Source organism: Kaistia adipata DSM 17808, from assembly GCF_000423225.1.
In the GTDB taxonomy this organism is placed as follows: domain Bacteria; phylum Pseudomonadota; class Alphaproteobacteria; order Rhizobiales; family Kaistiaceae; genus Kaistia; species Kaistia adipata.
Genome location: NZ_AUHO01000010.1, coordinates 84,638 through 108,602 on the forward strand (window position 1 = coordinate 84,638; position 23,965 = coordinate 108,602).

At 68.8% G+C, this 23,965-nt stretch carries 24 protein-coding genes; 8 read left to right on the top strand and 16 right to left on the bottom strand.

The genetic code is table 11. From position 1 onward, the window contains the following. Nucleotides 1-108 precede the first annotated feature (108 nt). Complete coding sequence (locus G539_RS0109265) at nucleotides 109-1,371, top strand: Hsp70 family protein (RefSeq protein ID WP_029074949.1); 1,263 nt, start codon at nucleotides 109-111, stop codon at nucleotides 1,369-1,371. On the opposite strand, the gene G539_RS0109270 is transcribed toward G539_RS0109265, so the two are convergent. Continuing rightward, a complete protein-coding gene (locus G539_RS0109270; protein ID WP_029074950.1) occupies nucleotides 1,350-2,192 on the bottom strand; it encodes a helix-turn-helix transcriptional regulator in 843 nt (280 codons plus the stop codon). The genes G539_RS0109265 and G539_RS0109270 overlap by 22 nt on opposite strands. Nucleotides 2,193-2,309: 117 nt before the next feature. Here G539_RS0109270 and G539_RS0109275 point away from each other — a divergent pair, with 117 nt between their 5' ends. Then, entirely contained in the window at nucleotides 2,310-3,119 is an 810-nt protein-coding gene (locus G539_RS0109275) for a class I SAM-dependent methyltransferase (protein WP_051231313.1), read from the top strand. Here the strand turns inward: G539_RS0109275 and G539_RS0109280 are convergent, their stop codons facing one another. Both G539_RS0109280 and G539_RS0109285 read right to left on the bottom strand, forming a co-directional pair. Further along, nucleotides 3,120-4,079: a tyrosine recombinase XerC gene (locus G539_RS0109280; protein ID WP_051231244.1), complete on the bottom strand. Its 960-nt coding sequence runs from the start codon at nucleotides 4,077-4,079 to the stop codon at nucleotides 3,120-3,122. 47 nt (nucleotides 4,080-4,126) lie between these two features. Further along, complete coding sequence (locus G539_RS0109285) at nucleotides 4,127-4,423, bottom strand: antibiotic biosynthesis monooxygenase family protein (RefSeq protein WP_029074953.1); 297 nt, start codon at nucleotides 4,421-4,423, stop codon at nucleotides 4,127-4,129. A gap of 83 nt (nucleotides 4,424-4,506) precedes the next feature. Here G539_RS0109285 and G539_RS0109290 point away from each other — a divergent pair, with 83 nt between their 5' ends. From G539_RS0109290 to G539_RS0109315, 6 genes are all read left to right on the top strand, one after another. After that, nucleotides 4,507-6,675: a primosomal protein N' gene (locus G539_RS0109290; protein WP_029074954.1), complete on the top strand. Its 2,169-nt coding sequence runs from the start codon at nucleotides 4,507-4,509 to the stop codon at nucleotides 6,673-6,675. A gap of 211 nt (nucleotides 6,676-6,886) precedes the next feature. Beyond that, complete coding sequence (locus G539_RS0109295) at nucleotides 6,887-7,447, top strand: F0F1 ATP synthase subunit delta (RefSeq protein ID WP_029074955.1); 561 nt, start codon at nucleotides 6,887-6,889, stop codon at nucleotides 7,445-7,447. Beyond that, a complete protein-coding gene (gene atpA, locus G539_RS0109300) occupies nucleotides 7,447-8,976 on the top strand; it encodes a F0F1 ATP synthase subunit alpha (protein ID WP_029074956.1) in 1,530 nt (509 codons plus the stop codon). Before G539_RS0109295 ends, atpA begins: the two co-directional genes overlap by 1 nt. A gap of 63 nt (nucleotides 8,977-9,039) precedes the next feature. Continuing rightward, nucleotides 9,040-9,912 carry a F0F1 ATP synthase subunit gamma gene (locus G539_RS0109305; RefSeq protein WP_029074957.1) on the top strand — a complete coding sequence of 291 codons (873 nt, stop codon included), beginning with the start codon at nucleotides 9,040-9,042 and terminating at the stop codon, nucleotides 9,910-9,912. Between the two features lie 25 nt (nucleotides 9,913-9,937). Further along, nucleotides 9,938-11,383, top strand: a complete 1,446-nt coding sequence (gene atpD / locus G539_RS0109310) for a F0F1 ATP synthase subunit beta (RefSeq protein ID WP_029074958.1) — start codon at nucleotides 9,938-9,940, stop codon at nucleotides 11,381-11,383. 26 nt (nucleotides 11,384-11,409) lie between these two features. After that, entirely contained in the window at nucleotides 11,410-11,814 is a 405-nt protein-coding gene (locus tag G539_RS0109315; protein WP_029074959.1) for a F0F1 ATP synthase subunit epsilon, read from the top strand. Nucleotides 11,815-11,937: 123 nt separating this feature from the next. Here the strand turns inward: G539_RS0109315 and G539_RS0109320 are convergent, their stop codons facing one another. From G539_RS0109320 to G539_RS0109380, 13 genes are all read right to left on the bottom strand, one after another. Next, nucleotides 11,938-12,459, bottom strand: a complete 522-nt coding sequence (locus G539_RS0109320) for an RNA pyrophosphohydrolase (protein ID WP_029074960.1) — start codon at nucleotides 12,457-12,459, stop codon at nucleotides 11,938-11,940. A 170-nt stretch (nucleotides 12,460-12,629) separates the two neighbouring features. Next, nucleotides 12,630-13,964: a S41 family peptidase gene (locus tag G539_RS0109325; protein ID WP_029074961.1), complete on the bottom strand. Its 1,335-nt coding sequence runs from the start codon at nucleotides 13,962-13,964 to the stop codon at nucleotides 12,630-12,632. After that, nucleotides 13,961-15,316, bottom strand: a complete 1,356-nt coding sequence (locus tag G539_RS0109330; protein ID WP_051231245.1) for a murein hydrolase activator EnvC family protein — start codon at nucleotides 15,314-15,316, stop codon at nucleotides 13,961-13,963. Before G539_RS0109330 ends, G539_RS0109325 begins: the two co-directional genes overlap by 4 nt. 186 nt (nucleotides 15,317-15,502) lie before the next feature. Next, nucleotides 15,503-15,982, bottom strand: a complete 480-nt coding sequence (gene rlmH / locus G539_RS0109335; RefSeq protein WP_029074963.1) for a 23S rRNA (pseudouridine(1915)-N(3))-methyltransferase RlmH — start codon at nucleotides 15,980-15,982, stop codon at nucleotides 15,503-15,505. 10 nt (nucleotides 15,983-15,992) lie between these two features. Beyond that, complete coding sequence (gene rsfS / locus G539_RS0109340; protein ID WP_051231246.1) at nucleotides 15,993-16,427, bottom strand: ribosome silencing factor; 435 nt, start codon at nucleotides 16,425-16,427, stop codon at nucleotides 15,993-15,995. A gap of 122 nt (nucleotides 16,428-16,549) precedes the next feature. After that, complete coding sequence (locus G539_RS0109345; protein WP_051231314.1) at nucleotides 16,550-17,191, bottom strand: nicotinate-nucleotide adenylyltransferase; 642 nt, start codon at nucleotides 17,189-17,191, stop codon at nucleotides 16,550-16,552. 20 nt (nucleotides 17,192-17,211) lie between these two features. Beyond that, nucleotides 17,212-18,510 carry a glutamate-5-semialdehyde dehydrogenase gene (locus G539_RS0109350; RefSeq protein ID WP_029074966.1) on the bottom strand — a complete coding sequence of 433 codons (1,299 nt, stop codon included), beginning with the start codon at nucleotides 18,508-18,510 and terminating at the stop codon, nucleotides 17,212-17,214. Nucleotides 18,511-18,519: 9 nt separating this feature from the next. Continuing rightward, complete coding sequence (gene proB / locus G539_RS0109355) at nucleotides 18,520-19,677, bottom strand: glutamate 5-kinase (protein ID WP_029074967.1); 1,158 nt, start codon at nucleotides 19,675-19,677, stop codon at nucleotides 18,520-18,522. A 70-nt stretch (nucleotides 19,678-19,747) separates the two neighbouring features. Then, nucleotides 19,748-20,791, bottom strand: coding sequence for a GTPase ObgE (obgE, locus tag G539_RS0109360; protein WP_029074968.1), 1,044 nt, complete (start codon nucleotides 20,789-20,791; stop codon nucleotides 19,748-19,750). Further along, entirely contained in the window at nucleotides 20,788-21,327 is a 540-nt protein-coding gene (locus G539_RS24245) for a GNAT family N-acetyltransferase (RefSeq protein ID WP_051231247.1), read from the bottom strand. Before G539_RS24245 ends, obgE begins: the two co-directional genes overlap by 4 nt. Further along, a complete protein-coding gene (locus tag G539_RS24250; protein ID WP_051231248.1) occupies nucleotides 21,317-22,012 on the bottom strand; it encodes a GNAT family N-acetyltransferase in 696 nt (231 codons plus the stop codon). Before G539_RS24250 ends, G539_RS24245 begins: the two co-directional genes overlap by 11 nt. A 128-nt stretch (nucleotides 22,013-22,140) precedes the next feature. Further along, on the bottom strand, nucleotides 22,141-22,413 hold the full coding sequence (gene rpmA / locus G539_RS0109375) for a 50S ribosomal protein L27 (RefSeq protein WP_018183092.1): 273 nt from the start codon (nucleotides 22,411-22,413) through the stop codon (nucleotides 22,141-22,143). A gap of 46 nt (nucleotides 22,414-22,459) precedes the next feature. Further along, nucleotides 22,460-23,125 carry a 50S ribosomal protein L21 gene (locus G539_RS0109380; protein WP_029074969.1) on the bottom strand — a complete coding sequence of 222 codons (666 nt, stop codon included), beginning with the start codon at nucleotides 23,123-23,125 and terminating at the stop codon, nucleotides 22,460-22,462. Nucleotides 23,126-23,965 lie beyond the last annotated feature (840 nt).

Sequence of the window (23,965 nt, forward strand, 5' to 3'; positions counted from 1 at the left end):
TTTCAGCGTGAAAGATCTTTGTCGCAGCGCAGCATTTTTCCAGGCCTCGGGCTTGATCGTGGCGTCTCGACCCCTTAACCAGACCGCCCTTCCACGGAGTCCTCGATCATGACAGCCTGCGGCCTCGATTTCGGCACGTCCAACACCACGCTCGGCGTTTCGTCGGCGGACGGGCCGATGCTGGTCGCGCTGGAAGGCGAGAGCGTCACGATCCCGAGCGCCATCTTCTACACGCCGGACGGTCTGCCGCCGACGGTCGGCCGCGCCGCCATCCGCGCCTATGTCGAGGGCACCAGCGGCCGCCTGATGCGCAGCCTGAAATCGGTGCTCGGCAGTTCGCTGATCGACGAGGCGACGCAGGTCGGCCGCGGCCGCGTCGGCTTTCGCAGCGTGATCGCCCAGTTCGTCTCGATCACGCGCCGGCGCGCCGAGGCGGTGACGGGAATCGAGATCGACGCGGTGGTGCATGGCCGGCCGGTGCATTTCGTCGATGGCGATCCGGAGGGCGACCGCAAGGCGGAAGCGGCGCTGGAGGCGATCGCGCAGGAAGTCGGTTTCAAGCACATCTCCTTCCAGTACGAGCCGATCGCGGCGGCGCTCGACTATGAGCGCCAGGTCGGCGACGAGGAGATCGCGCTGATCGCCGATATCGGCGGCGGCACGTCCGACTTCTCGATCGTCCGCCTCGGCCCGTCGCGGCGCAACAAGGCCGACCGGCTCGACGATATCCTGGCGAATGACGGTATCCGCGTCGGCGGCACGGATTTCGACCACTACCTCAGCATGGGCACGGCGATGCCGCTGCTCGGCTTTGGCAGCGGCATGAAGCGCGAGGGCCTGCCGGTGCCGTCCGGCTACTATCACGACCTCGCGACCTGGTCGTCGATCAACCGGCTCTACGAGCGCGGCGTCATGCAGCAATTGCACGAGGTCCGGCGCGAGGCGAAGCATCCCGAGCTGATCGAGCGGCTGATCCACGTGGTCGAGGAGCATGGCGGCCACCGGCTCGCGATCGACATCGAGGCGGCGAAGATCGCGCTCTCCGACGAACCGCAGGTCGCGGTGCTGCTCGGCTGGATCGAGGGTGGCCTCGCCATGACCGTCGACCGTGGCGTGCTGGTCGAGAAGACGCGCGGCCTCGCCGACCGCATCGCGGCGCGGATCGACGACTGCCTGCGCGACGCGGGCCTCGGGCGGGACGCCATCGACGCCGTGTTCCTGACCGGCGGCTCGACCCGGCTCGCCCATGTGCACGCTGCCATTCTCGCCACCGTGCCGGGCGCGCGCGTCGTCGACGGCGACACCTTCGGCTCGGTCGGCACCGGCCTCACCATCGAGGCGATGAGCCGCTACGGCGTCGTCGCCGCCTGATCGTCGGCGGCGAGTGGCGTCAATAGCACCAGCTTGATGTCGGGATGTCGGGCGAGCAGGAAGGTCGCCTGCTCGTAGCGCAGGAAACCGTCCTGCGGATGGTCGAATGTGCGCAGGCCGCCCTCGCGATCGACGACGGCATGCGCCTCCCAGGCCTCGGCGAAGAAGGCGCTGGCGCGGATCAGTTCCTCGACGAGCGCGCGCATCTCCGGCGATTCGAGATGCCGGCTGTAGTCGGCGCGGAACTCCGCCGCGACGCGGCGCGCGCGCGTTTCCCAGTCGTGGATGATCGTCCTCGCCAGCGGCGCGCGGAAGATGTAGCGCAGCAGATTGTTTTCACATGAAACGCTTTCGCCGGCCGGCGCGCCGTCGAGCCAGCCGGTGAACAGCCGCGCCGCGGCGGCGTTCCAGGCGATCGCCGTCCAGGCGCGGTCGAGCACATAGGCCGGCGTTGGCAGCGCCTCCAGCGTGGCCGCGAGGCCGGCGGGCAGGGCGTCCGCGCCGTGGTCCTCGGCCGCCTGCGGGTCGCGCCGGCCGCCGAGATCGAACAGATAGGCTCGTTCGGCCGTCGTCAACCGCATCACCCGCGCAAGCCGCGCCAGCGCATTGGCCGAGACGGCGATGTCGCGGCCCTGCTCGATCCAGCTCAGCCAGGTGGCCCCGACGCCGGAGAGCTGCGCCAACTCCTCGCGGCGCAGTCCCGGCGTGCGCCGCCGCGCGCCCGGTTCCAGCCCGAACATGGCCGGTTGCAGCCGCTCGCGATGGGCACGGACGAACTCGCCCAGCTCGCGCCGGCGGACGGTCTCGGTTTCCGGGATCATGGTAGCGTTTATACCAGGATAAACTTGGATCTGGTACGGGTTTATCGGCGCTGGCAATCACGTTCCAGACGGTCGATGATCTACACCACCCACCGCTCGACCGCATGGATCGCCATCATGTCCCAATCGTCACCCCCTTCCGAAGATCCGGTGAAACCGGCATCGAGCTCCAGCCACGAGGCGCTGGTCGTGCAGCAGTTCGGCGCGCAGGCCTCCGCCTATGTCGCGAGCGTCGTGCATGCCGCCGGCGACGATCTCGGCCAGATGGTCGCGATCGCCGGCCGGATGCCGGCGGCGCGCGCGCTGGACCTCGGCTGCGGCGGCGGCCATGTCAGCTACGGCGTCGCGCCGGTGGTCGGCTCCGTCGTCGCCTATGATCTGTCGGCGGAGATGCTGGCCGCCGTCACGGCCGAGGCGACGCGACGCAGCGTCGCCAATCTGACGACCCGGCAGGGCGCGGCCGAGGCGCTGCCCTTCGCGGACGGGTCATTCGATCTGGTGCTGTCGCGCTATTCGGCGCATCACTGGCAGGACGTCCGCAAGGGCGTCCGCGAGGCGCGGCGCGTCCTGCGCGCCGGCGGCACGGCGGTGATTTCCGACATCATCGCGCCGGAAAGCCCTGTCTCGGACACCTTCCTGCAGACCTTCGAAATGCTGCGCGATCCCTCGCATGTGCGCGATTATTCGACCGCCGAATGGGTGGCGATCGCAGCCGAGGCCGGCTTTGCCGTCACCGGCGTGACGCGCCGCCGCCTGCCGCTCGATTTCGCCGCCTGGGTCGGCCGGATGCGGACGTCGGAAGTACAGGTCGCGGCCATCCGCGCCCTGCAGGCAGCGATGGCCGAGCCGGTGCGGAAGCATTTCGAGATCGCCGCGGACGGCTCCTTCGTCATCGACCAGGCGGTGTTCGAGCTGGTCGCGCTCTGATCAGCTGGCCCGATTGCCGTCGGAGCGCGGATGCGCGCTTTCGAAGGCGGAAAGCAGGCGCTCCATGTCGACGGCGGTATAGACCTGCGTCGTCGACAGGCTGGCGTGGCCGAGCAGTTCCTGGATGGCGCGCAGATCGCCGCCATTGGCGAGCAGGTGTGTCGCGAAGGAGTGCCGCAGCGCATGCGGCGTGGCGCTGTCGGCAAGGCCGAGCGCGCCACGCAGCCGCGCCATGGCGAACTGGATGATCCGCGCCTTGAGCGGGCCGCCGCGAACGCCGAGGAAGAGCGGGCCTTCCGGCTTCGACTGCGACGGCGCGAGGCGGAGATATTCCGATACCGCCTCCGCCACGACCGGCAGCACCGGCACGAGCCGAACCTTGCCGCCCTTGCCGGTGACGCGCAGCGTCGCGCTCGCGTCGAGCGGCGCGTCGGCGCGGCGGATGCCGAGCGCTTCCGAGATGCGCAGGCCAGAGCCGTAGCAGAGCGCCAGCACGGCGGCGTTGCGCGCCGCCACCCAGGGCTCCTCGTCCAACTGTTCGTCGGCGTCGACGACGCGAAGCGCCGATAGCGCCGTGAGTGGGCGGGGCAGGGTCTTCGGCTGGCGCGGCGCGCGCATGGCGCGGAAGGCGGCGCCATTCGCGAGGCCCTCGCGCTCCAGGAAACCGATGAAGGACCGGATACCGGCAAGGCCGCGCGCCAGCGTGCGCGGGCCGGCGCCGGCCGTGCGCCGCGTCGCCATGAAGCCGCGCAGATCCGCCGTACGCAGGCCGGCGATGTCGGCGACCGTGGGCGGATTGCCGAGATGCGTGGTCAGGAACGAGAGGAACTGCTCGAGGTCGCGTGAATAGGCTTCCAGCGTCTTCGCCGAGAGCCGCTTCTCGCCGCGCAGGTGCTCGCCCCACGCCTCGATCTGATCGAGCGTGTCGCGGGCGGCGATGACGAGCGGCGGCGCGGACATGGGGCCATTTCACGCCGGCATGGTTGATGCCGCGTTAAGGGCCTCCGCTACAGCGGCAGCGGCTCGGAAAAATGCAGCACGTCCGGGAACGGCTCGTAGAAATCGTGCAGCAGTTCCTTCCAGCGCTGGTAGCGGTCGGAGCGGCGGAAGCCGGGGTCGTGGTCGGCGACGCTCTGCCAGCGCACCAGCAGCAGATAGGTTCCGGCCTGCTCGACCGCCGGCCTTACCTCCAGGCCGAGAAATCCGGGGCTCGCGGCGATCAGCGGCGCCGCCTCGGCCATCGCCGTCTCGAAGGCCGCAAATCGGCCGGGCTTCACGATCAGAAGGGCATGTTCGAGGATCATGGGGACATTCGCTTGAGTGATGGGCTCTCTATGGGTCAATAACACGCCTGACCGCTTTGTCGTTCCGGGGATTCGGATTGGATTTGGGCCGCACCGTGTCCGTGCTGCTGCCGCTGGCGGTGGACGGACCCTATACCTACAAGGTCCCGGCCGGCCTCGACCTGGCGGCGGGCGATGTCGTGCGCGTGCCGCTGGGCCCCCGCGAGATGATCGGCGCCGTCTGGGACGATCCGGTCGATCCCTCGGTCGGTCACAACCGGCTGCGGGCCGTTTTGCATCGCTATGATTCGCCGCCGCTCGACGCCACGCTGCGTCGATTCGTCGACTGGGTGGCGGCCTATACGCTGACCCAGCGCGGCATGGTTCTGCGCATGGTGCTGCGTGCGCCGGACGCGCTGGAGCCGCCGCGCGCCGTGCCGGCGCTGAAGCTCTCCGGCAAGCTGCCCGACCGCGTGACGGCGGCGCGCCAGCGCGTGCTCGACGCGCTCGCCGGCGGCGAGCCGATGCCGAGGAGCGCCGTCGCCGGCTTCGCGGCGGTCTCGTCGAGCGTGGTCAACGGACTGGTCGAGCAGGGCGTGCTGGAGACGATCGAGCTGCCGCCGCCGGCTTTGACCGAGCCGCCCGAGCCCGATCACGCTAGGCCGACCTTCGATCCCGGCCAGGCCGACGCGGCGGCGATCCTGCGCGAGGCCGTGGCGGCGAACGCCTTCTCCGTGTCGCTGATCGACGGCGTCACCGGTTCCGGCAAGACGGAGGTCTATTTCGAGGCCGTGGCCGAGACGCTGCGCGCCGGCCGGCAGGCGCTGGTGCTGCTGCCGGAAATCGCGCTGACCGGCGATTTCCTCGACCGATTCGCCCGCCGATTCGGCCATCGTCCGGCCGAATGGCACTCCGAGATGCAGCCCAGGGCGCGCGAGCGGGTCTGGCGCGGCGTCGCCACGGGCGAGGTCCAGGCCGTCGTCGGCGCCCGCTCGGCGCTGTTCCTGCCCTTTTCGAAGCTCGGCCTCGTCATCGTCGACGAGGAGCACGACACCGCCTACAAGCAGGAGGAGGGCGTCATCTACAACGCCCGCGACATGGCGGTGGTGCGCGGCCATCTCGGCGCCTTCCCGGTCGTGCTCGCCTCGGCGACGCCGTCGATCGAGAGCCGCGTCAATGCCGACCAGGGCCGCTACCGCCGCATCGTGCTGTCGGCCCGCTATGCCGCCGCCAAGCTGCCGGAGATCACGCCGGTCGACCTCCGCATCGATCCGCCGCAGCGCGGCGAATTCCTGGCGCCGTCGCTGATCCAGGCGATCGGCGAGACGATCGGCGCCAAGGGGCAGGCGCTGCTGTTCCTCAACCGGCGCGGCTATGCCCCGCTGACGCTCTGCCGCTCATGCGGCCATCGCTTCCAGTGCCCGAACTGCTCGACCTGGCTGGTCGACCACCGGTTTCGCGGACAACTGGTCTGCCATCACTGCGGCCATCACGAGCACCGGCCGGACCGCTGCCCGGTCTGCGACGCCGAGGACAGCCTGGTCGCCTGCGGCCCCGGCGTCGAGCGCGTGGCGGAAGAGGTGCAGAAACATTTTCCGGACGCCCGCCGCGTGATCCTGTCGAGCGATCTCCTCGGCGGCGTCAAGCGGATGCGACAGGAGCTCGACACAATCCGCAATGGCGGCGCCGACATCATCATCGGCACGCAGCTGGTCGCCAAGGGCCATAACTTCCCGCTGCTGGCGCTGGTCGGCGTCGTCGATGCCGATCTCGGCCTCGCCCATGGCGATCCGCGCGCCGCCGAGCGCACCTTCCAGCTGCTGGCGCAGGTGACGGGCCGCGCCGGCCGCGCCGGCGGCGACAGCCGCGCGCTGCTGCAGACCTACGCGCCGGAGCATCCCGTCATTGCCGCGATCGCCTCCGGCGACCGCGAGGCCTTCTATGCCCGCGAGATCGAGGCGCGCCGCGTCGCCGTGCTGCCGCCCTTCGGCCGCCTCGCCGGCATCATCGTCTCCGCCGCCGACCGGGCGAGCGCCTATGGCTATGCGATGGCGCTGCGCCGGGCGGCGCCGGAGAGCGGGCCGGTGATGGTGCTCGGCCCTTCCGAGGCGCCGCTCGCCGTGCTGCGCGGGCGGCACCGCTTCCGCCTGCTGGTGCAGGCGCCCCGCGCGGTCGACCTGCAGGGCTTCCTGCGCGATTGGCTGGCCGATTCACCCCCGCTGCGGGGCAGCCTGAAGCTACAGGTCGACATCGATCCGCAGAGCTTCCTGTGAGGCGGATCGGCGCGGCTCCGGGATTTCTGGACGATTCAAGGCGCCCGCCTTGTTGCGAGTCGCCGGATGCTGTGCTAACGAACGCGCGGCTTCGGGGAATGCCGTTTTTGACGGCGTCCAACCGTTGGGAAAATCTTCAATACGTTCAAGGCGTTGCGTGCAGCTCCCGGATTAGCCCGGAAGTGGGGGCGCGTCACAGAGCGAGGATCAGGTGGCAGAAGACAACACTCTCGTATCAGGGGTCGCCGAGCGCTACGCTACGGCACTGTTTGATCTGGCCCTCGAGAGCGGCGCGATCGACGCCGTCGATGCCGATCTGTCCCGCTTTTTGGCCCTTCTGAACGACAGCGACGATCTCGTCCGTCTCGTTCGGAGCCCGGTGTTCGCCGCCGAGGACCAGCTGCGCGCTGTGTCGGCGATCCTGGCCAAGGCCGGGATCGGCGGTCTGGTCGGCAACTTCATCAAGGTCGCCGCCAACAATCGCCGCCTGTTCGCCGTTCCCGGCATGATCGCTGGCTTCCGCCAGCTGCTTGCCAAGCATCGCGGCGAAGTTACCGCCGAGGTGACGAGCGCCGAGGCGCTGTCCGATGCTCAGGTCGCGGCGCTCAAGGAAGCGCTCAAGGCCCAGATCGGCAAGGACGTCACCCTTTCTTCGAATGTCGATCCGGCGTTGATCGGCGGACTGGTCGTCAAGGTCGGTAGCCGCATGATCGATACGTCGGTTCGTTCCAAACTCAATTCACTCAAGATCGCCATGAAAGAGGTCGGCTGATGGACATCCGCGCCGCTGAAATCTCCGCAATCCTCAAGGAGCAGATCAAGAATTTCGGCTCCGAGGCTCAGGTTTCCGAAGTCGGACAGGTTCTGTCGGTCGGTGACGGTATCGCCCGCATCTACGGACTGGACAATGTCCAGGCCGGTGAGATGGTCGAGTTCCCGGGTGGTACCCGTGGCATGGCGCTGAACCTCGAGACCGACAATGTCGGCGTCGTGATCTTCGGCTCCGACCGTGACATCGCCGAAGGCGACACGGTCAAGCGTACCAACGCCATCGTCGACGTGCCGGTCGGCAAGGGCCTGCTCGGCCGCGTCGTCGACGCGCTGGGCAACCCGATCGACGGCAAGGGCCCGATCGAGTACACCGAGCGTCGCCGCGTCGACGTCAAGGCTCCCGGCATCATCCCGCGCAAGTCGGTGCATGAGCCGATGCAGACCGGCCTGAAGTCGATCGACGCCATGATCCCCGTCGGCCGCGGCCAGCGCGAGCTGATCATCGGTGACCGCCAGACCGGCAAGACCGCGATCGCGCTCGACACGATCCTGAACCAGAAGTCGGTCAACGAGACCGGCGACGAGTCGAAGAAGCTCTACTGCGTCTATGTCGCTATCGGCCAGAAGCGCTCGACCGTCGCCCAGTTCGTGAAGGTGCTCGAGGAGCGCGGCGCGCTCGAATACTCGATCATCGTCGCGGCGACCGCTTCCGACCCGGCCCCGATGCAGTACCTCGCGCCGTTCGCCGGCTGCGCCATCGGCGAGTTCTTCCGCGACAACGGCATGCACGCCCTGATCGTCTATGACGATCTGTCGAAGCAGGCCGTCGCCTACCGCCAGATGTCGCTGCTGCTGCGCCGTCCGCCGGGCCGTGAAGCTTACCCGGGCGACGTGTTCTACCTGCATTCCCGCCTGCTCGAGCGCGCCGCCAAGCTCAACGACGACAACGGCAATGGCTCGCTGACGGCTCTGCCGGTCATCGAGACCCAGGCGAACGACGTGTCGGCCTACATCCCGACCAACGTGATCTCGATCACCGACGGCCAGATCTTCCTCGAGACGGATCTGTTCTACCAGGGCATCCGCCCGGCGGTGAACGTCGGTCTGTCGGTGTCGCGCGTCGGCTCCGCCGCGCAGATCAAGGCGATGAAGCAGGTCGCCGGCCCGATCAAGGGCGAGCTGTCGCAGTACCGCGAAATGGCGGCGTTCGCGCAGTTCGGCTCTGACCTCGACGCCACCACCCAGCGTCTGCTCAACCGCGGCGCTCGCCTCACCGAGCTCCTGAAGCAGCAGCAGTTCTCGCCGCTGAAGGTCGAGGAGCAGGTCGCGGTGATCTTCGCCGGCGTGAACGGCTACCTCGACGCCATCCCGGTCAACAAGGTCGGCGCCTTCGAGGCGGGCCTGCTGGCCGTGCTGCGGACCGAGCACAAGGCGCTTCTCGACGGCATCCGCGACAAGCGCGAGCTGAACGACGAATTCCGCGCGCAGCTGAAGTCTGCTCTGGACGGTTTCGCCAAGACTTTCGCCTGATTCCAGGTCTGAACCGGGCCGCCATGCGCGGCCCGGTCCTCGGTCCGACTGACAGGGACGCTCATGCCGAGCCTTAAGGAACTAAAAAATCGCATCGCTTCGGTGAAGGCGACGCAGAAGATCACCAAGGCGATGCAGATGGTCGCCGCGGCGAAACTGCGTCGTGCCCAGGCTGCTGCGGAAGCTGCGCGCCCCTATGCGGAGCGCATGAACGCCGTGCTCGCCAATGTGGCGGCCGGCGTCAACACCGATGACGGCCCGAAGCTTCTGGCCGGCACCGGTTCCGACCAGACGCATCTTCTGGTCGTCTGCACGGCCGAACGCGGCCTGTGCGGCGCCTTCAACTCGTCGATCGCCCGTCTCGCCCGCGAGCATGCCCTGCGCCTGCAGCGCGATGGCAAGACGGTCAAGATCCTCTGCGTCGGCAAGAAGGGCTACGACGTCCTTCGCCGGCAGTTCCAGAGCGAGATCATCGAGCTGATCGAGCTGCGTTCGGTCAAGCAGATCGGCTTCGCCGACGCCGACGCGATCGGACGCAAGCTGCTGCAGCTCTATGACGACGGCCAGTTCGACGTCGCGACGCTGTTCTTCGCCAAGTTCCGTTCGGTGATCCAGCAGATCCCGACGGCGCAGCAGGTGATCCCGGCCCAGGTCCCCGAGGCCAAGGCCGACGCCGCATCGGCGAACTACGAATACGAGCCGAATGAGGCGGCGATCCTCGAGGATCTGCTGCCGCGCAACGTGTCGGTTCAGGTTCTGGCGGCCCTCCTCGAGAACGTGGCGTCCGAAATGGGTGCCAAGATGTCGGCGATGGACAGTGCCACGCGCAACGCAGGCGAGATGATCAAGAAGTACACGCTCCGCTACAACCGGACGCGCCAGGCGATGATCACCAAGGAACTGATCGAGATCATTTCGGGCGCCGAGGCGCTCTGACCGGATTTTTGGAAGGTTGAACACCATGGCGAACACCAATCAGCAGGCCGGTTCCGGCCGCGTCACCCAGGTCATCGGCGCCGTCGTCGACGTGCAGTTCGAAGGCCATCTGCCCGCGATTCTGAACGCGCTCGAGACCGACAACAACGGCAACCGCCTCGTCCTCGAGGTCGCCCAGCATCTCGGCGAGAACACCGTCCGCTGCATCGCCATGGACGTGTCGGAAGGCCTCGTCCGCGGCCAGCCGGTCAAGGATCTCGGCGCTCCGATCCAGGTTCCGGTCGGTATCGGCACGCTCGGCCGCATCATGAACGTCATCGGCGAGCCGATCGACGAGGCCGGCCCGGTCGAGGCCGAGGGCATCCGCCCGATCCACGCCCCGGCGCCCTCCTATTCGGAGCAGGCGACCTCGGCCGACATCCTCGTCACCGGCATCAAGGTCGTCGACCTGCTCGCGCCCTACGCCAAGGGCGGTAAGGTCGGCCTGTTCGGCGGCGCCGGCGTCGGCAAGACGGTTCTGATCCAGGAACTCATCAACAACGTCGCGAAGGTGCACGGCGGTTACTCCGTGTTCGCCGGCGTGGGCGAGCGTACCCGCGAGGGCAACGACCTCTACCACGAGTTCATCGACGCCAAGGTCAACGCCGATCCGCATAATCCGGATCCGGCGGTTAAGTCGAAGTGCGCCCTCGTGTTCGGCCAGATGAACGAGCCGCCGGGCGCCCGCGCCCGCGTCGCGCTGACCGGCCTGACCGTCGCCGAGCATTTCCGCGACCAGGGCCAGGACGTGCTGTTCTTCGTCGACAACATCTTCCGTTTCACCCAGGCGGGTTCGGAAGTGTCGGCTCTGCTCGGCCGTATTCCTTCGGCGGTGGGTTACCAGCCGACGCTCGCGACCGACATGGGCGCGCTGCAGGAGCGCATCACCACCACGACCAAGGGTTCGATCACCTCGGTGCAGGCCATCTACGTGCCGGCCGACGACTTGACCGACCCGGCGCCGGCCACCTCCTTCGCCCACCTGGACGCCACGACCGTTCTGTCGCGCGCGATCTCGGAAAAGGGCATCTACCCGGCCGTGGATCCGCTCGACTCGACCTCGCGCATGCTGACCCCCGCCGTCGTCGGCGAGGAGCACTACGCGGTGGCCCGCCAGGTCCAGCAGATCCTGCAGCGCTACAAGTCGCTCCAGGACATCATCGCGATCCTGGGCATGGACGAGCTCTCGGAAGAGGACAAGCTCACCGTCGCCCGCGCCCGCAAGATCGAGCGCTTCCTGTCGCAGCCCTTCGACGTGGCCGAGGCCTTCACCGGTTCGCCGGGCGTCCAGGTCAAGATCGAAGACACGATCAAGGGCTTCAAGGGCCTCTGCAACGGTGAGTACGACCACCTGCCGGAAGCGGCCTTCTACATGGTCGGTACCATCGAAGAGGCGATCGCCAAGGCCAAGAAGCTCGCGGCCTCGGCCTGATCGACTGAGCAGAGAAAGAGCCCAAAATGGCAGAACCGTTCCCGTTCGAACTCGTCTCGCCCGAGCGGCTCCTGCTGTCGGAGTCGGTCGAGGCGGTCGTGGTGCCGGGTACTGACGGCGAGTTCACGGTCCTCAAGGACCATGCTCCCTTCATGGCCACCATCAAGCCGGGTTGTGTCGTCGTGACGCTCGCCGGCGGCGGCGTGCAGAAGTTCTTCGTTCGCGGCGGCTTCGCCGACGTGAACGCCAAGGGCCTGACGATCCTCGCCGAGCAGGCGATCCCGCTCGAGAGCCTCAATGCCGAGGTGATCGCCGGCGAGATCCGCAACGCCGAGGAAGATGTCGCCGACGCGCGCGATGATGCGACCCGCATCGTCGCGCAGACCAAGCTGGCCCAGCTCCAGGACGTGCGCGCCGCGCTCGGACATTAAGGCTTCGCGCGGCGCCCGCCGCGCGGCCAATCCAACAAGAAAACCCGCCATCGGCCGAATGCCGCTGGCGGGTTTTTTCGTTAGCGTTCCGGTAGCGGAGCGTTACCCCCGCGCGTGGCGGCCTCAGGCCGCGGCGAGGTGCCGGAAGGCGTCGACCACCTGCTCGTAGACCCGGCGCTTGAACGGCACGATCAGCGACGGCAGCGTCTCCAGCCGCTCCCAGCGCCAGGAGATGAACTCCGCCTCGAACCGGCCGCCACCGGGCGCCAGCACGTCGATCTCGCTCTCGTCGCCCTCGAAGCGGAAGGCGAACCACTTCTGGCGCTGGCCGCGATATCTGCCCTTGAGCGCGATGCCGACCAGCTCGGCCGGCAGGTCGTAGTCGAACCAGCCCTCGGCCTCCTCGATCAGCGAGGCCGAGCGGATGTTGGTCTCCTCGTAGAGCTCGCGCACGGCCGCCGGGAGCGGCTCCTCGCCCTTGTCGATGCCGCCCTGCGGCAATTGCCAGACCGGGTCGCCCGGCGTCAGCTCGGCATTGGGCGAGCGCTCGCCGACGAACACCAGCCCGGCGCGGTTGAACACCACCGTGCCGACGCAGGGCCGGTAGGGCAGGAGGGTCGGGTCGATGGGCTTCTTGGATGCCATGGCTGCGGATACCGGTCTTTGAAGGGAGGGGCGCGGGCGCGCCGCGAGGATCGGGCCGACGATAGCATGGCGGCCATGACGGTGGCATGCCGCATCGCGTCGTTCCGGCGCGTGGCGCCCGAAAACAGGAACGGCGCCCGAAGGCGCCGTTCACACAGGTCTTGCTGCGATCAGTTGGGGACAGCGGTCGCCGGGTTGGGCGGGAAGGCGCTGTTGGCCTGGCGGCCGTCCAGCAGGCCGATCGCCTCCTGCAGCTGCTTGTCGTCCTTCGCCTCGGGCGGCACATAGGCCTGCGAGCCGGTGCCCTCGTCGCCGCCCGCCTCGTTGGTCAGGTGGCCCTTGAGCGAGGCCTCGCCCTTGGTGTCGGTGATCTTGTCCTTCAGCTCCGGCGGCAGGTCCTGCACGATCTCGATGTCGGGATCGATGCCCTTGGCCTGGATCGACTTGCCCGACGGCGTGTAGTAGCGCGCCGTGGTCAGGCGGATGGCGCCGTTCGAGCCGAGCGGGATGATCGTCTGCACCGAGCCCTTGCCGAAGGAGCGCGTGCCGAGGATGGTGGCGCGCTTGTGGTCCTGCAGGGCGCCGGCGACGATCTCGGACGCCGAGGCCGAGCCGCCATTGATCAGCACGATCACCGGCTTGCCGTCGGTCAGGTCGCCAGGACGGGCGTCGTAGCGCATGTTCTGGTCGGCGTGGCGACCGCGCGTCGACACGACCTCGCCCTTGTCGAGGAAGGCGTCGCCGACGAGCTCGGCCTGGTCGAGCAGGCCGCCCGGATTGTTGCGCAGATCGAGGATGTAGCCCTTGATCTTGTCCTTGCCGATGTCCTGCTTCAGCTTGTCGATCGCCGCCTTCAGGCCGTCATAGGTCTGCTCGTTGAAGCTCGAGATGCGCAGATAGCCGATGTCGCCCTCGGTGCGCGAGCGCACCGACTGCACGCGGATGATGTCGCGCACGATCTTCACGTCGAAGGGCTTCTCGGTGCCTTTGCGCTGGATCGTGACGGTGATCGGCGTGTTGACCGCGCCGCGCATCTTGTCGACGGCTTGGTTCAGATTCATGTTCTGGATCGCCTCGCCGTCGAGCGCGACGATCAGGTCGCCGGCGAGGATGCCGGCCTTGGCGGCCGGGGTGTCGTCGATCGGCGAGACCACCTTGACGGCGCCGTCCTCCATCGTGACTTCAATGCCGAGCCCGCCGAACTCGCCCCGGGTCTGGACCTGCATGTCCTTGAAGTCTTTGGGGTTCATGTAGCTCGAATGCGGATCGAGCGAGGTCAGCATGCCGTTGACCGCGGCCTCGATGAGGGCGGCGTCCTCGGGCTTCTCGACATAGTCGGAACGGATCCGCTCGAACACGTCGCCGAACAGGTTCAGTTGCCGATAGGTATCCGAGACGGCGGCATGCGCGACGCCTGGGATGAGGCTCGGGACCTGGGGGAGCGTCACGGCGGCCGTCGCGCCGATGATGGTGCCGGCCAGGAGCAGCGTAGCGTTGCGTATCATCCGCCAACCTTTTCGTCGTTGGATCGGGCCCACCATGGGGCCGGGTCGATCGAGTTACCGTCTTTCCGAAATTCGACATAGAGCACGGGCTGCGTCGCGCCAACGCTGACGGTGCTGCTGCTTGCCAGAAGCCGCGATCCCATCAGCGCCACGGGTTCCCCCGCGAGGACGAATTGGCCCAGTTCGACGTCGATCCGTTCCATTCCTGCCAGCAGGATATGATACCCGCCGCCGGCATTGATGATCAAGAGTTGTCCGTAGGAGCGGAACGGGCCCGCATAGACCACCCAGCCATCCGAGGGCGAGGTCACCCGCGCGCTGGCGCGGGTGGCTATGGACAGGCCCTGCGTCGTGCCGCCAAGCCCGTCCGGCGCGCCGAAGGCCTTCAGCTGCGAGCCGTTGACCGGCCGCGGCAGCAGGCCCTTGGTATCGGCGAAGGCGACGGCCGGCGCGATGCGGTCGGCCTCGCCCAGGCTGCCAGGGCTGCGGGTGGCGCGGCCATCGGCGATCGCCGCCTGCTGCTCCGCCTCCGCCTTGCGCGCCGCCTCGGCGGCGTCAGCCGCGGCCGCGATCTGGCCCTCGAGATCCTTGATCAGGCCCTGCAGGCTGGTCGCGTGCCTGGCCAGGTCTTCCGCCTTGGCCTGTTCGTCGGCGAGCTGCTGCTCGGAGCGGGCGCGCGCCTTCCGCTTGTCGTCGACGAGAAACTCGATGCGGGTGCGCTCCTCGGCCAGCGCGCTGGCGTCGGCGCGCATCCGGTCGCGCTCGCGCGTCTGCTCCGCCTTCAGCGCCACCAGGTGCTGCAGGTCGGCGGCGAGTGCCTCGGCCTCCTCGCGCAGCTCCGGCACGACCGAGCCGAGCAGCATGGCGCTGCGTACCGAGGCGAGCGCGTCCTCGGGCCGCACGACGATCGCCGGCGGCGGCTTGCGGCCCATGCGCTGCAGCGCGCCGAGCACATTGGCCAGAACGCCCCGGCGGGCGACCAGCGAGGCGCGGACGTCCTTCTCCTCGTCGAGCAGGCCGCCCATGCGCTGTTCCGCCTCGTCGATCTGGCGCTCCAGCTTGCGGGCCCGCTCGCCCGTCTCGATCAGCGACTTGTTGAGCGCGGTGCGGTCCTGGTCGAGCTGGTCGAGTTCTGCGCGGAGCGCCGCCTGGCGCTCGGCGGTGACGGCGATGTCGCGGGTGATCGCGTCGAGCTCGGCGCGGCGGGCGGCGCGCTGCTGCTCGGTCTCGCTCGTTTCGCTCGCGTTGGTCCCCGGTTCGCCGGCGGCGGCCGCCGGCTGCGCCTCGGCGGCGTCCCGGGGAGCTTCCCGGGCCCCGGCCGGCGCACCGGAAGCGAGGGCGAGCGCCGCCAAGGCGACGATCCACCCGGTGGTGCGAGCCACCCGACGCGACAAGGAGGAAACCCGGTCTGAAACCAAAAGCAGGGGCTCGACGGCTATACTGACTGAACGGCGAAGAGCTTTGGCAGCGAAACCCTAACGGATCGCCAACCGCTGATGACGCAGTGGTAACCCCGGAATGCGGCCGAAGCGCGACGGCTATTCGCGATGATAGGGATGGCCGGAGAGAATGGTCATCGCCCTGTAGACCTGTTCGGCGAGCAGCATCCGGACGATCTGGTGCGGCCAGGTCATGGCGCCGAAGGCGAGCTTCATGTCGGCCTGCTTGCGGAGCGCGTCGCCATGGCCGTCCGGGCCGCCGATCGCGAAGACGAGGTCGCGGATGCCCTGGTCGCGCCAGTCGCCGACGCGGCGGGCAAAGGCGGTGCTGGCCGGCGTCTCGCCGCGCTCGTCGAGCGCGACCAGGATGGCGCCGTCGGGGAGTGCGGCGAGCAGGGTCGCCGCTTCCTGGGCCATGCGCTCGTCGGTGCGGGCGGCGCGGCTTTCCGTGAACTCGCGAACGGAAAGGCTCAGGCCGAGACTGCGCCCGGCCTGCGAGGCCCTTTCGACATAGCGATCGACCAGCGCGCGATCAGGGCCGGCCTTCAGCCGGCCGACTGCGGCGATCTGGATACGCATCGTGCGGCCGTCAGTTTCCGGGCAGGTCCTGCGCCGGAGCCTTGGCCTTCACGGGCTGGGGCTCGTCCGCCGCCGCCCACATCTTCTCGAGATTGTAGAAGCTGCGGACCTCGGGCCGGAAGATGTGCACGATCACGTCGACCGCATCGAGCAGCACCCAGTCGCAATGGGGTACGCCCTCGATGCGCGCGATCCGGCCGCCGGCCTCGCTGAGGTCACGGTCGATGTGCTCGGCGATCGCGCTGACATGACGCTGCGACCGGCCGGACGCGACTACCATGTAGTCGGCCAGTGCCGATTTGCCCGCGATGTCGATGGTGACAATATCCTCTGCCTTCGAATCTTCGAGGCTGGTGAGGATCGCTTTGAGAGCGTCGTCCGCCGCAATCTGCCGGCGCACGGCCACTCGGTGAGGCGCGCGTTCGATTGCGCCCTCAGGCTGCATTGCCGTCGTCAGTGGTCAGTCCTTTCGCCATAGGGCGTGTTGGCCTTCTGTTGGCCGGGAGCGGAATGCTCCATGCGGCGATGTCGCCGCTGAAACTACATAGGCACGACGCTGTGGCGCTTTCAAGACGCCGCGACACCGTTCGCGCGCTTGGCACGCAGTTCGGTTGAAGAAAGCGCGACCCGCGGCCCGTGCAGGAAGGTCCAGGCCGGCGTGGCGCTGCCTGCGAGGCGCGGCGCGTCGCGCTCGCGCAGCCGGTCGCGGCGCAGCGCGATCGCCGCCGGCGCGGCCGGCGCCGTGAAGGTGCTGCCCGGCCGGTCGTAGACGGCGATCGGCATCAGCGCGGCGATGCGGCGCCAGTCCCGCCAGCGGTGGAACTGGCGCAGATTGTCGGCTCCCATCAGCCAGACGAGGTCGACCCCGGGCAGCCGGTCGCTGAGGATGGCGAGCGTGTCGGCGGTGAAGCGCGACTTCAGCGTCGCCTCGATGGCGGTGACGTGGATCCTCGGATGCCGCGCCATGGCGCGGGCGGCGGCGACGCGCCGGGCGAGGCCGTCCGGCGCCCGTTGCTTGAGCGGGTTGCCGGGAGTGACGAGCCACCAGACAGCGTCGAGCTCCAGGCGGTGCAGCGCCATCAGGCTCACCATCAGGTGGCCCTGGTGCGGCGGATCGAACGAGCCGCCGAACAGGCCGATGCGCTGGCCGGGGGCGGCGTAGGGCAGCTTCAGCGCAGCCCGGAGCGCCGGGTCGGTCGAATCCGACATGGCGTCCCCCGGGGCGTCGGTCACGGCCGCGTCTGGCCGGCGCCGTTGACGCGGTACTTGAACGAGGTGAGCTGCTCGACGCCGACCGGCCCGCGGGCATGCATGCGGCCCGTCGCGATGCCGATCTCGCCGCCGAAGCCGAATTCGCCGCCATCGGCGAACTGGGTCGAGGCATTGTGCACGACGATGGCGGAATCGACCTCGGCCAGGAAGCGCGCCGCGGCGTCCGCGTCCTCGGTGATGATGCCGTCGGTATGATGCGAGCTGTAGGTCTCGATATGGTCGATCGCCTCGTCGAGGCCGGAGACGACCTTCACCGACAGGATCGCGTCGAGATATTCGGTCGACCAGTCCGCCTCGGTCGCGGGCGTGGCCGCCGGGAACCGTTTGCAGACCTCGGCGTCGCCGCGGATGGCGCAGCCCGCCGCGACGAGGGCGTCGAGAATCGGCACCAGATGGGTGTCGAGGATGGCGCGATCGATCAGCATGGTCTCGGTGGCGCCGCAGACGCCGGTGCGGCGCATCTTGGCATTGACGAGCAGCGTCTTCGCCATGGCGAGATCGGCGGCGGCGTGGACGTAGAGATGCACGATCGCCTCGAGATGGGCGAAGACCGGCACGCGCGCCTCCTCCTGGACGCGGCCGACGAGGCTCTTGCCCCCGCGCGGCACGATCACATCGATGGCGCCGTTCAGGCCGGCCAGCATGGCGCCGACGGCGGCGCGATCGCGCGTCGGCACGATCTGGATGGCGTCGGCGGGCAGGCCGGCCGCCTCGAGGCCCTCGGCCAGCGCCGCGTGGATCGCGGTCGAGGAATGGAACGAATCCGAGCCGCCGCGCAGGATCACGACATTGCCGGCCTTCAGGCAAAGCGCGCCGGCGTCGGCGGTGACGTTGGGCCGGCTCTCATAGATGACGCCGATGACGCCGAGCGGCGTGCGCACGCGCTCGAGATGCAGCCCGTTCGGGCGATCCCAGGCCGAGATGACGGTGCCGACCGGATCGGGCAGGGCGGCGATCTCGTCGATCGCCGCGGCGATGCCCTCGATGCGGGCGGGGGTCAGCGTCAGCCGGTCGATGAAGGAGGCGAGGGCGCCTTCCGTCTGCATCGCCGCGACATCCCGAGCGTTGGCGGCGAGGATTTCGTCGGTGCGGGCGCGGATGGCCTTCGCCATGGCGGCGAGCGCCGCGTTCTTCTGTTCGGCCGGGGCGAGCGCCAGGCGGCGGGCGGCGGCGCGGGCGCGGCGGCCGATCTCGAGCATCACGGCCTCGACCGTCTCGGTCTCGGCATCGGCATCGCGGAGGAGGGAAGTGGTCATCTTGCTGTCCTATTCGCCGCGCAGCGCCATGTCGTCGCGATGGACCATCGCGGCGCGCCCGGCAAAGCCGAGAATCGTTTCGATTTCCTTGGTATTGCGACCGGCGATGCGCTCGGCGTCAACCGCGTCATAGGCGACGAGGCCGCGCGCGACCTCCTCGCCGTTCGGGCCCTGCACGATGATCGCGTCGCCGCGCTGGAAGCGGCCCTCGACCCGGCGCACGCCGGCCGGCAGCAGGCTCTTGCCGGTGCGCAGCGCCTTGACGGCGCCGGCGTCGATCACCAGCACGCCGCGCGTCTCCAGATGGCCCGAGATCCACTTCTTCCGCGCGGTGACCGGGTTTACCTCCGGTAGGAACCAGGTCGCCTGGGCGCCCTCGGCGATGCGCTTCAGCGGGTTGAGCGGCTTGCCGAGCGCGATCAGCATGGCGGCGCCGGCCACCGTCGCGATCTTCGCCGCCTCGACCTTCGTCTTCATGCCGCCGCGCGAAAACTCCGAGCCGGCGCCGCCGGCCATCGCCTCGATCTCGGCGGTGATGCGCTGGACGACGGGAATGAAGGTGGCGCTGGGATCGACATGCGGCGGCGCGGTGTAGAGGCCGTCGATGTCGGAGAGCAGCACCAGGAGGTCGGCGCCCATCATCGAGGCGACGCGGGCGGCAAGGCGATCATTGTCGCCATAGCGGATCTCGCTGGTGGCGACGGTGTCGTTCTCGTTGATGACGGGAATGGCGCCGAGCTTCAGCAGCGTGCCGATGGTCGAGCGGGCGTTCAGGTAGCGCCGCCGCTCCTCGGTGTCGCCGAGGGTGAGCAGGATCTGGCCGGCCTTCAGATCGTGCCGGCCGAGCATTTCGGAATAGGCGCGGGCGAGCGCGATCTGACCGACGGCGGCCGCCGCCTGGCTCTCTTCCAGCTTCAGCGCGCCCTTGGGCAGGCCGAGCACGCCGCGGCCGAGCGCGATCGCGCCGGACGAGACGAGCAGCACCTCGCGGCCATCCTTGGCGAGCGCCGCGACGTCGTCGACGAAGGCCGACAACCAGTCCTCGCGCAGCTTGCCGGTGGCGCGGTCGACGAGCAGCGCCGAGCCGACCTTGACGACGATCCGGCGGAAATCGCCGGGCTTCAGCTTGGTGGCATTGTCGGCGGCCTGTTCCGCGATCATGCTCATGATGTCAGTACTTTCTGGTCCGATAGGGGCGACGCCCGGGGCAAGGCTCAGGAAAGACGGATCATGAGCGTCACGGTCGCCAGGGTTCGTCCTTGCTGCTCGGATGCAGGTTCGGGTCTTCCAGCTTGCCCTCGTCGATGATGCGCCCGATCGTCCGCAGCGCGCCCTCCATGCCGACGCGGGTGGCGGCGGAAAGCACCAGCGGCGTCTGCCCGCAGGCCTTGGCCAGCTCGCGTTTGACGCGGTCGAGCTCGTCCTCGGGAATGGCGTCGCATTTCGACAGCGCCACCACTTCGCGCTTCTCGGCCAGCACGTCGCCATAGGCCTCGAGCTCGCCGCGCACGACGCGATAGGCTTCGGCCGGGTCGTCCTGGGTGCCGTCGACCAGATGCAGCAGCACGCGGCAGCGCTCGACATGGCCGAGGAAGCGGACGCCGAGGCCGATGCCCTCATGCGCGCCCTCGATCAGGCCGGGAATGTCGGCGAGCACGAATTCGCGGCCGTCGCTGCGCACGACGCCGAGATTGGGATGCAGCGTGGTGAACGGATAATCGGCGATCTTCGGCTTGGCGGCGGTGACGGCGGCGAGGAAGGTCGACTTGCCGGCATTGGGGAGACCCACGAGGCCGGCGTCGGCGATCAGCTTCAGGCGCAGCCAGATCCAGCGCTCCAGCCCCTCGAGGCCGGGATTGGCGCGGCGCGGCGCCTGGTTGGTCGAGGTCTTGAAATGCGCGTTGCCGAAGCCGCCATTGCCGCCCCTGGCGAGCAGGAAGCGCTCGCCGACGCGGGTCATGTCGGCGATCAGCGTCTCGCCGTCCTCGTCGAAGATCTGCGTGCCGACCGGCAGCTTCAGCGTGACGTCGTCGCCCTTGCCGCCGGCCAGGTTGCGGCCCATGCCGTGCACGCCGGTCTTGGCCTTGAAATGCTGCTGGTAGCGATAGTCGATCAGCGTGTTCAGGCCGTCGACGCACTCCGCCCAGACGTCGCCGCCCCGGCCGCCGTCGCCGCCGTCCGGGCCGCCGAACTCGATGAACTTCTCGCGACGGAACGAGACGCAGCCGGCGCCGCCGTCGCCGGAGCGGATATAGACCTTGGCTTCGTCGAGAAATTTCATGTTTTTAACTCGTAATGACGCGCGCGCGTCAGGGCAGTGTCGATATGCGCAAGATCGCGGCCGAGCGCAAGGTTATGCTGGACCGAACGGCCGATGATCTCGAATCCCTGCCGCTTCTGGATGGCGAGCGAGCGCTCGTTGCCCTCGAACACGCCGGACTGGATCTCGGTGACGGACGGATCGGCGAAGGTGTCGTCGACCAGCGCCGCCACCGCCTCGCTCATGTAGCGCTTGCCCCAATGGGCCTGCGCCAGCCAGTAGCCGAGGATCGGCCGCGAGCCGGCGGCGCGCAGCGAGATCAGGCCGATCATGCCGTCGCGATCGATGGCGTAGACCTGCTCGGCCGAGACCGGACGCTGCATCCGCTCCCAGGCGAGGAAGCGCTCCGCCTCGTCGAGGTCATAGGGATAGGGCACGCGCGCCAGCCAGCGCGTCACCTCGTAGTCGCTGAGGCCGGCCACGATGGCGGGACCGTCGCCGGGCCGCAGCGGGCGCAGCAGCACGCTCTCCGTCCGGATCGTCTTCTCAGGCAGCATGGCTCGTATCGTCATCATCGCTCGCCCCCGTCTCTAGATCCTTCATCGTCGCGGAATGGGTCGCCGCCATGGCGGCCTGGGAATGCGCGCCCCGGGAACTGGCGCCCCAGGCCTTCAGGCTGCGCCAGATGCCATGCTCGAGCACGAAATGCTCGACCGGCACGGCGCCGCGCGCCGCCAGCGACCGCACCATGCCGGCGTCGCGGAACTGGAAGCCGCATTTGGCGGCGACGCGGCGCGCCCGGCCATTGGTGACGCGCACCGCGCACCAGAGCCGCTCGACCGCGCTCGTCGCGAAGGCGTGGTCGACCGTCGCCTGGGCGATCTCGGTGCCGAAACCCTGGCCCCAGTGCGGCTCGGCGACGAAGAAGGAAAGCTGGTGCCCGCCGGGGCGGGTGGCGCTCGGCCGATGACAGCCGGCGCCGACCACCTGGCCGGTCTGCCGCGACACGGCGATGTGGGCGACGATGCCGGCCCCGGCGCGACCTTCCGCGATCCAGGCCGCGGCGTCGGCGCGCCGATAGGGGTGGGGCACGGTCACGAGATCGCTCGCGACGCGCGGATTGTCGATCACCGCGGCAAGGATCGCCGCATCGTCCGTCCTGGGGCGCCTGAGAACCAGCCGCGCCGTCAGGACGCTCCGTTCTTCGTCTTCTATCGTTTCGTCCGCATCGTGGTCCCGCATGGCTGCCTCCCGTCGGGCCAAAGAAAAAGGGGAGATGGTGTCCCATCTCCCCTTCGATCACTTGCGGATCGCTTTGCCGTTCGGTCGGCCGGGTCTGATGCGACACCGGCGTTCCTTGGAAAAGCCGGTTATTCTGCAGCCTCCAGCGCCGCCGGGGCGACGGAGACGTAGGTACGGCCATTGGCTTTCTTGCGGAAGGATACGTGTCCGTCCGTGGTGGCGAAGATCGTGTGATCCTTGCCGAGGCCAACGCCGGTGCCCGGATGCCACTGCGTCCCGCGCTGGCGCAGGATGATGTTGCCGGAAATGACGGCTTCGCCGCCGAACTTCTTGACGCCGAGACGGCGACCCGCGGAATCGCGACCGTTGCGCGACGAACCGCCTGCCTTTTTGTGTGCCATGATCGAACTCCTGATCCGTTAGTTAGGGCGCGCTAGGAAGCGCGGCTCACCGATCTTCGCCAGACTTCAGTTCAGCCTGGTCGATCTTGGCGCGCGGCGGCTTGCCGGCGAGAAGCTCGGAGGCCTGCTGGACCCACTCTTCACGACCAACCCGGCCACGGAGCGCGAGCTCTTCGTCATACTTGGCGATGTCGGCATCGGTCCAGGCAGCGATCTGCTCCCAGGAGGTGATGCCGGCGGCGCGCAGCTTCTTCTCGATGGTCGGGCCGATGCCCGAGATCAGCGAGAGGTTGGAGCTGTCGAGCCCGCCGCTGACGAGCGCTGCCGGCGCGGCGTCGGCGGCCGGAGCGGCTGCCTTGGCCTTCGCCTTCGTCGCCTTCTTGCCCGAGGCCTTGGCGCCGTCGGTCAGGATCTCGTTGATCCGGACGAGGGTCAGGCTCTGGCGATGGCCACGGCTGCGCTTCGAATTCTGGCGACGGCGCTTCTTGAAGACGAGGATCTTGCGCGTGCGGAACTGCTCGATGATCTCGGCCGAGACCGTGGCACCGGCCACGAGCGGCGCACCGACGGTGACGCCGGCGTCGCCGCCGACGAGAAGGATCTCCTCGAAGGTCACCATGTCGCCGGGCGCGCCGGTGAGAAGCTCGACTTCGATCTGGTCGTTGGCGGCAACCTGGTACTGCTTGCCACCGGTCTTAATGACTGCGAACATTGTTCTTTCCGTTGTTCAGCGCGACCTCGAGGGACGGCTTCTTCAGTCAGGGTTTCGGGAAATGGAAATGGCGCAGCCAACAGGCCGCACCGCCATTCGGCCCGCATCTATAGGGACGCCCCGCCCGCTGTCAAGCGAAACCGCCCGTTTCGGGCCCGCGAATCCGGGCCGCGAAGGGCGTCGCCGCCCCCGCGCGGGGCCGGCGCGGGTCAGGGTGAGCCGGCCCGGAGCGCGGCGTCGATCCCGGGAGGCAGGCCGCCGTCGGATTCGGCCCGGCAGCATGGCTTCCCGTCGCTCCAGGATCGTTCGTGCCGCCCGAGGCGCGCCGCGCCGAGCGACTCCCGCTCCGTGGAAGCAGGCTGGCACGGGGCGCCCCGTCCTGACGGGCGGGCGACCGTTCGATCGCGGGTCTCCGCCTCGCCGTCCGGGAATCGGGGTGTCGAGGCTCCGGATCCGGGTCGGGCGACCTGGGACCGGCCCCCTACATCGAGAACGCCGGCGGCGGTCATCGCCGGTGGCGGCGCCTGCCGGCGATCGAGACTTCAGCCCGGCCAGTCCGGGACGGCCCTTTTGCGGGGGGGGGGGCGCATCGAAGACGGGCGGCGTGTCCGCTCTCCTGGCCTGATGCTTCACCGGGACGGAGGGCGGCGAGTCCGTCGACTGGGCCGCCTGTCGCAGGTTCCGCTGGCGCGGTTGGATCGAGCATTCGCCCCCGACGCTTCCGGGCGGCCTTTCGGCGCAGGCATCGGGCGCGTCGAACACGTGCGGCGGACCGGCCATCCCGGGTCGATGCCTCGGCCGGTGGGAGCGTGATTGTCGCCGGGGCAGCCGTCTGTCGTC